The organism is Amycolatopsis vancoresmycina (assembly GCF_000716785.1).
Lineage (GTDB): Bacteria > Actinomycetota > Actinomycetes > Mycobacteriales > Pseudonocardiaceae > Amycolatopsis > Amycolatopsis vancoresmycina.
Genome location: NZ_JNYY01000017.1, coordinates 84,810 through 99,067, shown reverse-complemented (window position 1 = coordinate 99,067; position 14,258 = coordinate 84,810). Strand labels below are relative to the sequence as shown.

Annotated in this window: 12 protein-coding genes; 3 read left to right on the top strand and 9 right to left on the bottom strand. The window is 74.0% G+C overall.

What is annotated here, in order from left to right; all coding sequences use genetic code 11:
* Nucleotides 1-199: 199 nt before the first annotated feature.
* Genes OO60_RS34005 through OO60_RS33995 form a run of 3 tightly spaced genes read right to left on the bottom strand, consistent with a single transcriptional unit; the run spans nucleotide 200 to nucleotide 3,554 of the window.
* Nucleotides 200-1,195: a VOC family protein gene (locus OO60_RS34005; RefSeq protein WP_003091527.1), complete on the bottom strand. Its 996-nt coding sequence runs from the start codon at nucleotides 1,193-1,195 to the stop codon at nucleotides 200-202.
* A complete protein-coding gene (locus tag OO60_RS34000) occupies nucleotides 1,192-2,040 on the bottom strand; it encodes an alpha/beta fold hydrolase (protein WP_003091525.1) in 849 nt (282 codons plus the stop codon). The genes OO60_RS34005 and OO60_RS34000 overlap by 4 nt, the downstream gene beginning before the upstream one ends.
* Nucleotides 2,037-3,554: a bifunctional 3-(3-hydroxy-phenyl)propionate/3-hydroxycinnamic acid hydroxylase gene (locus OO60_RS33995; RefSeq protein WP_003091523.1), complete on the bottom strand. Its 1,518-nt coding sequence runs from the start codon at nucleotides 3,552-3,554 to the stop codon at nucleotides 2,037-2,039. Before OO60_RS33995 ends, OO60_RS34000 begins: the two co-directional genes overlap by 4 nt.
* A gap of 92 nt (nucleotides 3,555-3,646) precedes the next feature.
* On the opposite strand from OO60_RS33995, the gene OO60_RS33990 reads away from it, so the two are divergent.
* Nucleotides 3,647-4,279, top strand: coding sequence for a TetR/AcrR family transcriptional regulator (locus OO60_RS33990; protein ID WP_003091522.1), 633 nt, complete (start codon nucleotides 3,647-3,649; stop codon nucleotides 4,277-4,279).
* Nucleotides 4,280-4,292: 13 nt separating this feature from the next.
* Here OO60_RS33990 and OO60_RS33985 read toward each other — a convergent pair whose 3' ends face one another.
* Nucleotides 4,293-4,769, bottom strand: a complete 477-nt coding sequence (locus tag OO60_RS33985) for a MarR family winged helix-turn-helix transcriptional regulator (RefSeq protein ID WP_003091519.1) — start codon at nucleotides 4,767-4,769, stop codon at nucleotides 4,293-4,295.
* A 109-nt stretch (nucleotides 4,770-4,878) separates the two neighbouring features.
* Here OO60_RS33985 and OO60_RS33980 point away from each other — a divergent pair, with 109 nt between their 5' ends.
* On the top strand, nucleotides 4,879-6,063 hold the full coding sequence (locus OO60_RS33980; RefSeq protein ID WP_003091517.1) for an FAD-dependent monooxygenase: 1,185 nt from the start codon (nucleotides 4,879-4,881) through the stop codon (nucleotides 6,061-6,063).
* Here the strand turns inward: OO60_RS33980 and OO60_RS33975 are convergent.
* Nucleotides 6,060-6,626, bottom strand: coding sequence for a TetR/AcrR family transcriptional regulator (locus OO60_RS33975; RefSeq protein ID WP_003091515.1), 567 nt, complete (start codon nucleotides 6,624-6,626; stop codon nucleotides 6,060-6,062). The genes OO60_RS33980 and OO60_RS33975 overlap by 4 nt on opposite strands.
* An 87-nt stretch (nucleotides 6,627-6,713) precedes the next feature.
* Here OO60_RS33975 and OO60_RS33970 point away from each other — a divergent pair, with 87 nt between their 5' ends.
* Nucleotides 6,714-7,610 (top strand): aldo/keto reductase, encoded by an 897-nt coding sequence (locus tag OO60_RS33970; RefSeq protein WP_003091514.1) that lies wholly within the window; start codon nucleotides 6,714-6,716, stop codon nucleotides 7,608-7,610.
* Nucleotides 7,611-7,613: 3 nt separating this feature from the next.
* On the opposite strand, the gene OO60_RS46705 is transcribed toward OO60_RS33970, so the two are convergent.
* The 4 genes from OO60_RS46705 to OO60_RS33950 form a co-directional block, all read right to left on the bottom strand.
* Nucleotides 7,614-7,814: a hypothetical protein gene (locus OO60_RS46705; RefSeq protein ID WP_003091509.1), complete on the bottom strand. Its 201-nt coding sequence runs from the start codon at nucleotides 7,812-7,814 to the stop codon at nucleotides 7,614-7,616.
* Between the two features lie 203 nt (nucleotides 7,815-8,017).
* Complete coding sequence (locus OO60_RS33960) at nucleotides 8,018-10,954, bottom strand: ATP-binding protein (RefSeq protein WP_033262881.1); 2,937 nt, start codon at nucleotides 10,952-10,954, stop codon at nucleotides 8,018-8,020.
* Nucleotides 10,955-11,065: 111 nt separating this feature from the next.
* Entirely contained in the window at nucleotides 11,066-11,284 is a 219-nt protein-coding gene (locus OO60_RS33955) for a hypothetical protein (RefSeq protein ID WP_033262880.1), read from the bottom strand.
* 32 nt (nucleotides 11,285-11,316) lie between these two features.
* Nucleotides 11,317-14,169, bottom strand: coding sequence for a type 2 lanthipeptide synthetase LanM family protein (locus OO60_RS33950; RefSeq protein ID WP_081911292.1), 2,853 nt, complete (start codon nucleotides 14,167-14,169; stop codon nucleotides 11,317-11,319).
* Nucleotides 14,170-14,258: the final 89 nt, after the last annotated feature.

Sequence of the window (14,258 nt, the reverse complement as noted above, 5' to 3'; positions counted from 1 at the left end):
CGATGTCTGCGGAAGGTTGCCCGATCGCGCCCCGGCGGCGGCTCGCCCCCGGCACGAAAGGTATGTTCACCAGCGCTTACGTTGGACAGCAAGGGTTTGCCCACTAGTGGACAACTTCGGCGGGCGGGCCGGTATTGTCCACTAGTGGGCACGGTGGGACGGATTTTTACGGCTAATATCCAGGGCGGCGGGGAATGGTTCAGTCGTCCGGGATGCCGGGGCCGCTGAGGGCGGGCACGGTGGCTTCCGGCCGCCACAGGGAGCGAGCCGCGGTGCGGAACTGGGCGAGTTTCGCCAGCACTGTTTCACCGGCCGGGGTGTGGCCCCAGACGCTGATCCCGCGGTGGGTCGCCGGCTCCCAGGTGCGTTCGTCGACGGTGACCGGGTTCCAGCCCACCTCCCATTCGAACCCGGACGGCGTGCGGGCGTAGTAGGACAGCTCGCGGTCGTTCGTGTGCTGGCCGACCGAGAGCGCCATGCCGAAGCCGAGGTCCCGGACGCGCTGGTAGGACCGGGTGAGGTCGTCGAGCTCGGCGACCTGGATGTTCAGGTGCTGCACGCGGGTGCGGACCGGGTCGATCCGCAGCCCGCGCGTGGCCGCGATGGCGACGGAGTGGTGGCGGTGGTTCACGCGCAGGAACCGGATCTTCAGCTTGACGCCGCTGATGGTTTCGTCGATGTAGTCCGACAGCCGGGCGTCGAAGACCGTGTCGTAGTACCCGCGCAGCTGGTGGGGCCGGGTGGTGGTGAGCGCGACGTGCCCGAGGCCGCCTTCGCCGGTGACGAACCCGGCCGAGCGCAGCACCGGCGGGGCGGCGGCGAGCACCGGCGCCACGAAGATCTCCTGCGCGAGGCCCTTCGGGCCGGGGAACCGCCAGAGCCGTTCCACCCCGCGCAGCGCGGCTTCCTCGGCGGTGCCCTCGGTGACCGGGACGCCGTGGCCGGTGACCCGGGCGAGGATCCGGTCGAACGTCTCGTGGTCGTCGACCTGCCAGCCGAGGGCGGTGACGTCTTCGGCGGGCCCGGACCGGAGCAGGAAACGGCACTGGCGCTCGTCGAGCCGGAACCGGAGCGCGCCGGTGTCGAGCTCGTCGGCGTGCATGCCGATGGCGTCGGCGCCGAAGCGGCGCCAGTCGGCGAAGCGGCGGGTCTCGATGACGACGTAACCCAGGTGGACGGCGCCGAAGACGGTCATGCGGGCTCCCCGGTGAGGAAGGCGGTGACGGCGGCGTTGAACAGCGGCGCCTGCTCCCACTGCACCCAGTGGCCGGTGCGGGGCACCAGCAGCAGCGTGCAGTCGGGGAGCGTGGTGGCCAGCCGGAACCCGCCGGACGGGCGGTTGACCCGGTCCTCGGTGCCCCACACCACCAGGGTTTTCGTCGGGAGGCGGCGCAGCCGCGGATCGCGGGTGAGGTCCGTCCGCCAGAGGGCGCGCACGCCGGCCGGGCGCCGCAGCGGCGGGTTGGCGACGACCTCGGGGTCGATGCTGGCCTGGTACCGCTGCTCGATCAGCTCGTCCGGCACCGAACGTCCATTGTGGACGAGATAGCCGCGGACGAACGCCTCGAGCTTGGCCCGCGACGGGCCGTCCCCGGTGTAGTAGGACAGCAGCCGGTTCAGGCCGGCGGTGGGCAGCTCGCGGGTGGTGCCGATGCCGCCGGGCCCCAGCAGCACCAGCCGGCCGACCCGCCCGGGGGTGTCCAGCGCCAGCCGCAGCGCGGCCGCACCGCCGTAGGAGTTGCCGACCAGGTGCGCGGTTTCGAGGCCGAGCGCGTCGAGCAGGCCGCGGACGCCGTCGGCCAGCGAGCCGAACGGATCCCGCCGGTCGATGTCCTTCGTGGACCGTCCGTAGCCGGGCAGGTCCGGGACGACGACCCGGAACCGCCGGGCCAGCGCCTCGATGTTGGCCTGGTAGTTGGCGGCCCCGGTGGCCCCGGGACCACCACCGTGCAGCAGCACGACGGCGGGCCCGGCCCCGGCTTCGGCGACGAAGATTTCGCGGTCGCCGGCGCGGACGGTGCGTTCGGTGCGGGTGGTCATGCGGGCTGCTTCCTCGGGACGGTGGTGGGTGGCGGGGCGAGCGGCCGGCCGGCGGCGTAGACGAAACCGTCGGGCCGGAGGGCGACGGTGTCCGTGCGGTGCCGGGCGAGCCAGGCGGTGAGGACGCCGTCGACGTCGACGAGGCATCCGGCGCGGGCGGCCGATCCCGCTGGCAGGACGGCGAAGGAGACCGTCCACTGAGGATCGGAGGCGCCGAGGACGACCCAGCGGCCCGCGGTCACGTCGTCGAGGCGGCGGCGCCGGCCGTCGGGGTCGAGGACCCACGGCTGGGGTACTTTGCGGCCCGCCGCCCGGTGCCGCGGGCCGAAGAACCCGTGCCGGTAGCGGGCTTCCGGCACCCAGCTGGACTCGACGAGCAGCCGGTGCACGAGCGGGACCCGGCCGATCCGGCGGCCCAGCAGGTCGCGGGCCTTCGCCACGGCCGGGCGCCGCTCGGTGATGACGCGGCCGACCCGGGCGGCCCGGCGGGTGACCGCCCGGACGTGCGGCCTGCGCTCGGTTTCGTAGGTGTCCAGCACCGCCGGGGGCAGCTCGCCGGTGATCACCGACGCGAGTTTCCAGCACAGGTTCGCCGCGTCGCGCACCCCCGCGGCCATGCCCTGCCCGATCCACGGCGGCATCGCGTGCGCCGCGTCGCCGGCGAGGAACACCCGTCCCGCGCGCCAGCGGGCGGCGCAGCGGAGGTGGTGGCGGTAGACCACCGCGCGCTGCAGCGTCACGTGCTCGCCGGTGATGCCGTAGCGGCCGAGCAGGCGCCACACCGCGGCGTCGCCCGCCAGCTCGGTCTCGTCCTCGCCCGGCAGCACCGGGAACTCCCAGCGGTGGTGGCCCAGCGGCGTCGGGCAGTCGACGGCGGGCCGGGCCGGGTCGCAGTGGAAGCGCAGCCGGTCGTGCCCGGGCCACGGGCGGCGCACCTGCGTGTCGACGACGACCCAGCGGGTTTCGTGGGTGCGCCCGTCGAAGCCGATGCCCAGCTGCCCGCGGATCGGGCTCGACCCGCCGTCCGCGGCGATCACCCAGGACGCCCGCACGCGCTCGAGGCGGTCCCCGGCGGCCAGCAGCAGTTCGGCGCCGCCGGTGTCCTGCCGGACGCGCAGGCATTCGTGGCCCAGCCGGAGTTCGACGTCCGGGAACCGGGTGACGCCCGCGCGCAGCGTCTGCTCCAGCGCGGGCTGGTAGAGGAACAGCTGCGGGGGATAGCCGTGCCCGGCGGTGCGGAACTTCGCGGCCAGGAACGGCTCGCCCGCCCGGTCGGTGAACTCGATCGGCAGGCCGGCCAGCATGTCGCGGGCCAGCTCGCCGGCGAGGCCGGTCTGCTGCCAGATCCGCAGCACCTCCTCGTCGGTGGAGATGGCGCGGGCCCGCGGGTGGATCTCGGCGTCGCGCTCGATCACCACCACCCGCAGCCCGCGGGCGCCGAGCAGGTTCGCCGCGGTGACGCCGGTCGGGCCGTACCCGACGACGGCCACGTCGTACGAGGGGATGTCGGACACTCGGCGCGCCTCCTGTAGTGATCACTCCGGTAACTAATGGAATGGTCGCTACAGTAAGCTCGGGTCCGGACCCGGTCAAGGAGGAAAACGCGATGCCCGACGAGCGCAGTGGACGGCGGCGGCGCGCCAACGGTGAGGAGTCCCGGCGGAAGATCCTCGACGCCGCGGCCGAGATCGCCGGCGAACGCGGCTACGACGGCACGAGCATCGCCCAGGTCAGCGCCCGCTGCGGGCTGCCGGCCAGCTCGATCTACTGGCACTTCAAGGACAAGGACGAGCTGATCGCCGCGGTCATCGAACGCAGCTTCGACCGCTGGCTGGCCGCGTTCACCCTGCCCGGCGGCGACGGGCCGCCGGAAGCCCGTGCCGTGGACCTGGCCGGCCGCATCGGCAAGGCGCTGCTGGACACCCCGGACTTCCTGCGCCTCGGCCTGCTGCTGACGCTGGAACGCCGTCCCGAGGAACCCAGTGCCCGCCGCAAGTTCCTCGAAGTCCGCGAAATCGCGCACCGGCGCCTGGTCGGGATCATCGGCGAACTCGCGCCCGGCCTGGCCGCCGGGCAGGCGCGGCTGCTGGCCGTCTACGCGATGTCGGCGGCCGACGGGTTCTTCATCGCCCGGGAGATCGGCGGCGACAGCGTCGACCTGAACGGGCTGTTCGAACTGCACGCCCGGGTGCTGCTCGACGCCGTCGCCCGGCTCGCCGCGGAGCACCCGGACGGCTGACGCGCGTCCGGGCTCACTCTTCGCTGGTCGCCGAAAGGTAGGCCGCGAAGTCGTCGGTGAACCGCAGGAGGAGGTCGTAGAAGGTCCGGCGGTCCTCCGGTGCCCAGCCGGACAGCGCGTCGCCGAACCAGCCGAGCAGCGTGGTGAAGTACCGGTCGGCGATCTCGGCGCCCTCGGGGGTCAGCTCGACCAGCCGGGCGCGCCGGTCGTCGGGGTCGGCGAGGCCGCGCACGAGCCGCCGCCGTTCGAGCACGTGCAGGTGCCGCGTGACGTGCGGCCCGGCGACCTGCATCCGCTCCGCGATCTCACCGACGCGCAGCGCCTTGCCGGTCATGTGCAGCGAAACCAGGATCGACAGCCCGGGCCGGTCGAGGTCGGCCCCGATCTGCCGCATCGCGCGTTCGCCGAGCCCGCTGCGGTTCATCAGGGTGCCCAGCTGCAGGATCCGGGGCAGCACGGACCGCAGCTCGCCGGTTTCTGTGTCGCCCATCACACCTCTTAGATAGCTAACTTAGGTATATAGTTGACCGGGTCGGGGGTGATCGAGGGGCATTGTCGCACCTCCACTTTGCATACCTAACTTAGCTAAAGGAGTTGCCGTGAAGAAGATCCTGATCTCGGGTGTGAGCATCGCCGGCCCCGCGCTGGCCTTCTGGCTGCGCCAGGCCGGCTTCGCGGTCACCCTCGTGGAGAAGGCGCCGCACCTGCGCGCCGGGGGATACCCGATCGACATCCGCGGCACGGCCCTGGACGCCGTCCGGCGGATGGGCATCCTGCCGCGCCTGCGGGACCTGCACATCTCCACGCGGCGGCTGACCTTCCTCGACGCCGACGGCACCGAAGTGGCGTCGCTGGACCCGAACGTGGTCATCGGCGGCATCGACGGCGAAGACCTCGAAATCCGCCGCGGCGACCTGATCCACGCGCTGTACGACCTGGTGCGCGACGACGCCGACGTCCGGTTCGGCGACACCGTCGAAACCCTTGCGCAGCACGGCGACGGCGTCGACGTCACGTTCCGGAGCGGCCGCGAGGAAACCTACGACCTGGTGATCGGCGCCGACGGCCTGCATTCGAACACCCGCGGGCTGGTGCTCGGCGACGAGGCGCAGTTCCACCGCTACCTGGGCTACAGCTTCGCCGGGTTCACCATGCCGAACGACTTCGGGCTGTCCCGCGAGGGCGTCACGTGGACCACGCCTGGCAAGGGCGCGGCGCTGTACGCGGTGCTCGACAGCGAGGAGGTCCACGGTTTCCTGGTGTTCGCCCGGCCGGAGGCGCCGATCGAGGCGTTCCGCAACCCCGAAGCCCAGCGCGACCTGATCACCCGGACCTTCGATGGCGACGGCTGGGAGGTCCCGCGCCTGGTACAGGCGATGCGCGAAGCCGACGACCTGTTCTTCGACGTCGTCAGCCAGATCCACCTGCCGCGCTGGTCGGCGGGCCGCGTCGCGCTGGTCGGCGACGCCGCGTACGCACCGTCGTTCCTCACCGGCCAGGGCACCAGCCTCGCCCTCGTGGGCGCGTACGTGCTCGGCCACGCACTGGCCACCATCCCGGACCACGAGGCGGCCTTCGCCGCGTACGAAAACCGGCTGCGGGACTTCGTCGAGCGCAACCAGGCGATGGTGGGCGAGGGCCAGGCGACGCTCTTCCCGGCGACGGCGGAGGCACTCGAAGAGCGCAACGCCGCGCTCCGGCAGCTGTCCTCGGCGCCGCAGCGCACGCCGCGGCCGGAGCATTCGGCGCTGACGCTGCCGGATTTCCCGGTGCGGGTGGGTTAGGGGCGCAGTGCGCCGACGATCAGGTCCAGCATCCGGCCGGTCCGTGCCGGGTCCGGTTCGCTCCCGGTGGACAGGAACACGCCCAGCAGGAGCAGCGTGACGTCCTCCGGGTCGGCGGCGCGCAGGGTGCCCGCCGCTGCCCCCGCGTCGAGGATCGAGCCGATCGCGGCCGTGATGCGCTGCCGCGTCACCGGGGTGGCGATGCGGCCCGACGCCACGCCGGCGCGCAGGACGTCCGCCATCCCGCGTTTGGTGGCCACGAACGCCGCGTAGCGGTCCATCCAGGCGCGGAGCGCCTGCTCCGGCGGCAGCTGCTCGAGCAGGGCCGGGGCGCCGGCCGTGACGTCGTCGAGCTCCGCGGCGTAGACGGCTTCGACCAGGGCCTCGCGGGTCGGGAAGTGCCGGTAGAGCGTGCCGATCCCCACGCCGGCCTCGCGGGCGACGGCTTCGAGGGCGACGGTTCCGTCGGCGGCGGCGAACGCGGCTCGCGCGACCGCGACGAGCTTGTCCCGGTTGCGGCGCGCGTCGGAGCGCACGGGTCGGCCGGGTTCGGACGACGGCAAAGCGGAGGCACCTCCGGTTGTGCTACGGTTCGGCTTGAACGGAGGTTCCTCCGCTTCACCCATCATCGCACGAGGACGGGGACACCCATGCCTTCCACCGCACGCGCCGCGCTCGCCGGCCGCACCGTCTTCCGCGTCGGCTTCGGCGCGATGCAGCTCGACCGCCTGAGTGACGACCGCGCCGCGGCCCTCGCGCTGCTGCGCCGCGCCGTCGAGCTCGGCGTCGACCACGTCGACACCGCCCAGTTCTACGGCAACGGCTTCGTCAACGACGTCCTGCGCGACGCGCTCCGGGCCGGCGACGACTTCCTGGTCGCCAGCAAGGTCGGCGCCGACCCGGACCCCGGCGCCCCGCGGCCGATCCGGCTCGCGCAGCACCCCGAAAACCTGCGCGCGAGCGTGGAGGACAACCTCCGCGCGCTCGGGCTCGACTGCATCCCGCTGGTGAACCTGCGCCGCGCCGACCGGGGGCCCGGCCTGCTCGCCGAGGGCGACCAGCTCGTCGACCTCGACGACCAGCTCGCGACGATGACGGCCCTGCGCGACGAGGGCAAGATCGGCGCGATCGGGCTCAGCAGCGTCACCCTCGACGTCCTGCGCCGCGCCCTGCCGGCCGGCATCGCCTGCGTCCAGAACGCCTACAGCCTGGTCAGCCGCGACGACGAGGACATGCTCGAGCTGTGCGTCGCGGAGGACATCGCGTGGGTCCCGTTCTTCCCGCTGGGCGGCGCGTTCCCCGGGCTGCCGAAGGTGACCGAGGAGCCCGCGGTGCAGGCCGCCGCGCGGGCCCTCGGCCACACCCCGGAGCAGATCGGCCTGGCGTGGCTGCTGCAGCACGCCCCGAACGTCCACCTGATCCCGGGCACCGCGAGCCGGCCGCACCTCGAAGCCAACATCGCCGCCGCCGGGATCGCGTTCGACGAAGACACCCTGGCCGCGCTGGACGCGATCCCGACCCGGTCGATGGACGCCGCTCTGGGCTGACCGTCAGGAAGCCGGGATCAGCAGGATGGGGTAGGTGCGCGGGACGACGCAGAGGGCGTTGGTGGCGAACATCGCGAGCGAGCTGCCGACGCACCGCAGCGGCACGGGCACGGGTTCGGACTGCGCCGAAGCGACGCCCTCCGCTCCGAAGAGGACTCCGGTCGTCAACACCAGGGCACCGATCGTGGCAGTGATGCGTCGCATGGCGATTCTCCTGTTCTGCAGCCGGTTTCCGTCCTGCGGGGACTGCCCGGGAACCGGCCCGGCGGAACGGAACCGCGCCCCAAGGCACCGAGTCGGGTGACCCCCACTCGAACCTCACCAGAGCGACGCCCAGCGGTCGTGAGTGGTAAGGCGAGTTAGAACTCGCCTTAACACTCACGACCACTCGGCCGGGCCGGCGCCGGTCAGACCTCCGAGGCCGATGAATGCTGGGCGGCGAAACCGGCCAGCTCGGCCCGGTCGCGGACCGACGTCTTCATCAGCAACGCCGCCACGTGCTTTTCCACCGTCCGCGGGGAAATGTGCAGCCGGGCCGCCAGCGCCTTGTTGCTGAGGCGGAACGCCAGCAGCTCGAAGACCTCGTACTCGCGCAGGGTCACGCCGATCGCGCGCAGGCTCTCCGGCACCCGTTCCGTCCCCGTGCGGCGCTGCTGCACCGAGGCCCCGGCCCGGCGCAGCAGGGCCCGGCACGCGCTGGCCGCCGGGATCACGTCCGCGCCGTGGAACCGGCTTTCGGCTTCGCGGAGCCAGTCCGCCGGTTCGCCCCAGCCGTGGTCGACCGCCGGTTCCGCGGCCAGGCGCAGGCCCAGCGGGCGGGCGATGCCGAACGGGGCGGCCGCCTGCGCCGCCCGGTGCATCGCCGTCGCGGCCGCCTCGGGTGCGTCGCCGCGGCCGTGCAGGACCGCCTCGGCCAGCAGGACGAACTGGCGGTTCCAGCGCATCCCGCCGGCCGCGCCGGCGGCGATGCGGCGGTGCTCGTCCCAGCCTGCGTCCCCGGCGATGACGTCGAGCAGCAGCTTCAGCCCGTGCGTGCCCGCCAGGTGGAACGTGCTCTGCTGGCGGGCCTGGTCGGCCGCGAGCGTCTCGAGTTCCGCGCGGGCCGTGTCGCGGTCCTCCTCCAGCAGGGAGCAGAACACCTGCGCGAGGCCGCGGGCGAGCGGCGCTTCGGGACCGGTGTCCCCGCCGTCGCGCCGGAACTCGGCGAGGGCGGACTCCATCCCGCGCCGGTCGCCGCGGTGGCCCGCCAGCACCGCCTGCGCCATCTGGACGTACCGGCTGACCGCGAACAGCTTGATCCGCGACGCCTCCGCGTAGCACGCGTCGAGCCGGTGCTCGGCTTCGCCGAACCGGCCGCACAGCACGGAATTGAGGCCCAGCACCGCTTCCGCGTTGTAGGCCAGGCTGATCCCGCCCGTGCGCAACGCCTCGGCGCGCGCGGTCTCCAAACCGGACGGGTCCGCTTCGGACAGCCAGGCGTTGCCGCCCAGGCCGACCAGCGCGTAGTTGCGCCAGTTCGTCAGCCGGTGGTCGGCGGCGCTGTCGAGCATCCGCCGGAAGCACTCGTCCGACTCGGCCATGTCCCGCTCGCGCACGACGAACCCGACCGCGTACAGCGCCTGGCACGCCGTCGACGGCGAGCCGATCCGCTCGGCGCCGTCGACCGCGCGGCGGGCCAGCTCTTCGCTGCGGCGCACCCGGTCGGGCGCCGGGCCGGACATCGACAGGTACGCGTCCACCGCGTCGACCGCGACGGACTCCTCGTCCAGCCCCGCTTCCGGGAGCAGCGCCCGGGCCGCGGCGACCTGCTCGAACCCCTCCGCCCAGCGGCCGGCGACCTGCGCCGCCCACGCCAGCCGCACGTGGACGCGGATCTGGCGGGCGCCGTCCCGGCCGTCGGCGGGCCGCAGCGAGCCGGCGACCTTCACCGCGCGGTCGAACTGGCCGGCCTCCGCCAGCGCGAACAGCAGCAGCTCCAGCAGGTCCCGGTACCGCCCGGACTGTTCGCCGCGGCGGCCGGCGTCGTCGCCGAGCAGGTTCACCGCGTGCTCCAGCACGGCGATCGCCGACCCCGGTGCGCCTTCGGCGAGCGCGCGGCGGGCGGCTTCGCGGTACAGGTCGGCGGCCGCCCAGCGGTCCCCGGCGCCCAGGCGCAGCGACGCGGCGAGGCTGCACAGCTCACCCGGCAGGTCGGGGTGCAGCTCGACCACGGCGTCGGCCGCCTTCGCCGACAGGGCCACGCGTTCGGCCGGGTTGAGCAGGGTCAGCAGGGCTTCGGCGGTGAGCGGGTGGCGGAAGGCGTACCAGTCTTCGCCGCGTTCGTCCGCGATGAGCAGCTGCGCGGCGACGGCGGACTGCAGGTGTCCGAAAAGGCTGTGGTCGTCCAGTTCGCTCACCCGCTGGACCACCGAAAGCGGGAACCGCCGGCCGAGCACCGCGGCGATGGCCAGGAGCTGCTTGCCGCGTTCGCCGAGGCGGTCGGCGCGGCGGGTGATGATGGTGACGAGGGTCGAGGGCACCGCGCCCCGGCTGTGCCCGGTGAACCGCCAGCCCGCCGCGCCGTTCACCAGCTCGCCCGCGGCCACCATGCTGTGCAGCAGTTCCTCGACGACCAGCGGGTTGCCCGCGCTGTCGGCGAAGAGACGTTCGGCCACCTCGGCGGACACCTGGCCCGGCTCGGCGCCGAGCGACGACGCCACCACCTCCCGCACTTCGGCGGGGCCGAGGCTGTCCAGCGGCATGAGGAACCCCTCGCCGCGCCGGGCGACGGCGTGGGCCGACTCCAGCGCGGGCGAGGGTTCGGCGCGCAGCGTGGCCAGGACGACCACGGGCTGCGTGCGGACGTTGGCGGCCAGGTACTCCACCACGGCGAGGGTTTCGACGTCGGAGTCCTGCAGGTCGTCGACGACGAAGAGGCAGCCGCGGCCCGCCCCGGCCAGCCCGGTGAGCCGCAGCGTCGCCTCGGCCAGCACGACCAGCGAGGAGTCGCCCGCGGTGTCGGCGCCGGCGGCCCAGTCCGGGATCAGCCTGCCCAGCACCGACCGGTACGGCCCGAGCTGCTCGACCAGCTCGTGGCCGCCGGTGCGGGCCAGTGACAGCAGTGCCTCGGTGAGCGCCCGGAACGGTACGGCGGGCCCGGTGGTGCTGCCGCGTCCCCGCAACACCACCAGCCCCGCGTCCAGGGCGCGGCCCACCGCTTCGGCGGCGAGCCGGGTTTTGCCTATCCCGGGTTCCCCCGTGACGAACACGGCCGAGCCGGACGAGCGGCGAGCGTCGGCCAACACCCGCTCGATCTCGTCGATCTCCGTTCCTCGGCCGACGAGAGCGGGGGCACGGGTGCGCATGCGCCAACCTTAGAGACCGGAGTCACGGATTCGGTGGTCTTCCGGTGGAGATTCCACTGTTCGGACGGCAAGATTTCGCATGTTGTCACGCTTTGTGCCGTTCCGCATACGTCACGCGTGCGTGTGGTTGCTCACCACGGTGCTGATGTCCATCGTGACCACCGCGGCGGTGGCCACGCCGAGGGTCAGGCCGGCGAGAATCCCCGCCCGGACACCGATCTTCGTTCTGCCGGCGGGCTCCGCGCCCGGGGTGGCGTCGCCGAGCGGGTTGTCCACCTCGGAGCCGGCGGAGGTCGGGTCGAATTCGCCGGCGTTGGTGTCGTTGCGCATCTGCACTCCCAGGATGAGGTGTTCCGAGGCAATTACTGAGGGCGTCCCGACGGCTCCAAGAGGAGAACCGACGGAACTTGTTCGGCAAAACCGACCCGCAACAACCCGAAACCGATACCCCCGGTTCCGGTCAGCAGGCCAGGGCTCGCTACGCCGTGCGGAGTACCGCACTGGAGCCCGTGTCCTTCGATGGCGCCCACGAGGCGCGAGGTCGCCCTCCGCAGCGCGGAGACCGACGGTTCGTGTCCCTGCCCGGCCAGCACCACGAGCGCTTCCAGGGTGCCGAGCTCGCCGTGGCAGAGGGATTGGTCGGCGGACGGCGGCCGGGCGGCCACCGCGGCCGAGAAGCTGTCCGCCGCCTGGGTGGCCGCGCCGGGCGGCGGCCCGGCGGCCCCGCGCGCGGCGGCCGCGGCGAGGATCCGGCCGGCCACGCCCGAGCACCAGCCCGGATCACCGGACACGGGATCCACCGCGGTCCGGCCGCCCCGGCCGAGTGCCCAGTCGACACCCGCCGCGCCCCACAGGAAGCCGGGGGAAGCCGGGCGCGGGGCACCGGCGAGGCGCCGGGCGAGCGTGGCGGCCAGTTCGGCCGCTTCCGCCAGCCCGCTTTCCGCGTGCACGGCGTGCATCGCGGCGAGCGCGCCCGCGGTGCCTTCGCCGACGCCCGCGGGCGCGGCCGTGTCGGCGGCGGCCGTCGCGGCGATCGCGGCGGGCAGGCAGGCGGCGAGGGCGCTGTCCCCGAGCAGCGACGCCAGGCGGGCGAGGGCGTAGCAGATGCCGCCCAGGCCGAAGAACCCGCCGGACCCGACTTCGCGGGCCAGCTCGGGGTGTTCGGCGAGCACCTCGACGAGCATCGGCAGCGTGCGCACGGCCTTCGCGGCCAGTTCGGAGTACCGGGCGGTGCCGGTCAGCTTGCCCAGCTGGGCCAGGAACAGCGCGGTGCCGCAGTAGCCCTCGGCGAGCCCGGCGCCCATCGGCAGCACCAGCCAGTGCCTGCCGTCCAGCAGTTCCAGGCCGACCCAGTTGGCCCGGCCGTCGTCGTGGGCGGCGCGGGCGACGAGGTCGTCACCGATCGCCGACGCCAGCGCGAGCAGGTGCTGGCTGTCGGGCACGACGGCGGCGACCGCGCCGGGCAGCGGCGCCCCCGCGCGGTGGCGGACCTCCGGGCGGCGGGTGGCGAGCGTGGCCTCGACGAACCACTCCTGCTCGCGCAGGTCCTCGGCGCACAGCTGCGCGATCTTCGCGCGGGCCTGGTCGAGGCCGCTGGCGGCGAGCAGGCCGGGCAGCACCGCGCCGGTGCCGGTGGTGACGTCGACCGACCCCGCGGCGGCGGTGAACACCGGCACGTCGCTGGCGCACAGCTCGGTGATCTCGTGGGGCACGAGCGCGGGCAGGTGGGCCTTCCCGTGGTCGTCGGCGAGCGAGGCGAACGCCTCGGGCCGGGCGGTGCCCCCGGTGAGGTGCGCCGGGTGCGTCGCGGCGGTCAGCAGCGTCGCGTAGACCTGCGTCGGCCGCATGACCAGGCGGATCTCCTCGCCGCCGAACGCGTCCAGCACGCCGCCGAGCAGCTCGTCGCGGCGGTCCACCAGGGACTCGTAGGCGGCGCGGAACCCGCTCAGCAGGCTCTGCCGGTACATCCCGGCGTCGACCTCGGTGCCGGCGAGCACCGGGCGGTTCGCGCCGCCGGCGTAGGGGAGCGGCCCGCGGGCCAGGCGCATGGCGTCGGTCCCGGCGCCGACCCAGTGCGGCACCTCCACCGGGCTCGGCTCGCCGTTGCCGCCGCCGAACGCCGACACGTCGAGCGCGCCGTGCTCGCCGAGCATCAGCGTGGGCAGCAGGGCGGTGCGGGCGACCGAGCGGCGCAGCGCGGCGGCGGCCGGGTCCGGGCCGTTGCGGGTGAGGGCGGTGAACGCCGGGTGGAACAGGGTTTCGACGTCGACGAGCATCGGCTGGTCGCCGGCGGCGATGAGGTTCTCGCAGTGCATGTCGGTGGCGTCGAGGGCGTAGAGGAGGGCGAGCAGCGCGCCCTGGCGGCGGTAGAACAGCTCGACCCCGGCCTGGTCGGCGCACGGCCGCGCGGGCACGTACTCGGCCCAGCCGTAGCCGTCGCGGGCCAGCACGCCCAGCGGTCGCGGCGCGAGCCCGGGCCGCGCCTGCGCGAACCAGCGCAGCAGGTCGCCCCACTTGGCGAGCAGGCCGAGCGGCCGCGGCTTGTAGACGAGCCGCCGTCCGTCGGCGAAGCCGAGCACGGCGACCGCGCGGCCGCCGGAGTGCACGTCGCCGGCGCCCAGCGTCAGCTCGGCCAGTTCGGCCGCGCTACCCGCCAGGAGGCCGGCGCGCAGGGCGTCGCGGTCCGCGGCGAACCGCGTGAGCAGCTCCGCGACGGCGTCGGCGGTGCGCAGGCAGGTCTGGGCGAGCAGCCGGGCCAGCACCGGGTGGCGGGCCAGCACACCGGTGAGGTGACCGCGGCTGCCGAGCAGGCGCAGGAAGTCGACGAAGCGGTCGCGCCCGGTGGCGCCGCGCAGCAGGCCGGCCTTCTTCGCGGTGTGCAGTTCCAGCACGAAGGTGCGGGCCGCGAGGGCGGTGAGCTGCCCGGCGAGCCAGCTCTCGACACCCGCCCACACGCGTTCCGCGGCGGGCACCCGCTGCACGAGGAGGACACGGGTGGCGGTCAGGAACGGAAGCACGGCGTGCCGGAAGACGAGGTGGTCGTCGGCGCCGGCCGGAGCGGGCCAGTCACCTTCGGCGGGCAGGGCGGCCAGGACCTCGTCGGCGAGCAGCGCCCAGGCGGGCCGCGCACCGGCCTCACCGGGGAGGCGGGCGGCGGTCCACCACGCCGGTGCCTCGCGGGGGGCCTGCTCGGGACGTTCCACTGTCTGGCTCACGCCGATGAGACTCGCATCCTGGGAGATGCGGGCGCATGGGTAACTCCTACCCAGATTGGGTACCCAGGTCTGGGGTCTGCCTTCGATCC

Coding starts and splice junctions, on each gene's coding strand:
- OO60_RS33960 (WP_033262881.1), bottom strand. CDS start 10,954: ATGCGCACCCGTGCCCCCGCTCTCGTCGGCCGAGGAACGGAGATCGAC.
- OO60_RS34005 (WP_003091527.1), bottom strand. CDS start 1,195: ATGACCGTCTTCGGCGCCGTCCACCTGGGTTACGTCGTCATCGAGACC.
- OO60_RS46705 (WP_003091509.1), bottom strand. CDS start 7,814: ATGCGACGCATCACTGCCACGATCGGTGCCCTGGTGTTGACGACCGGA.
- OO60_RS33985 (WP_003091519.1), bottom strand. CDS start 4,769: ATGGGCGACACAGAAACCGGCGAGCTGCGGTCCGTGCTGCCCCGGATC.
- OO60_RS33955 (WP_033262880.1), bottom strand. CDS start 11,284: ATGCGCAACGACACCAACGCCGGCGAATTCGACCCGACCTCCGCCGGC.
- OO60_RS34000 (WP_003091525.1), bottom strand. CDS start 2,040: ATGACCACCCGCACCGAACGCACCGTCCGCGCCGGCGACCGCGAAATC.
- OO60_RS33990 (WP_003091522.1), top strand. CDS start 3,647: ATGCCCGACGAGCGCAGTGGACGGCGGCGGCGCGCCAACGGTGAGGAG.
- OO60_RS33970 (WP_003091514.1), top strand. CDS start 6,714: ATGCCTTCCACCGCACGCGCCGCGCTCGCCGGCCGCACCGTCTTCCGC.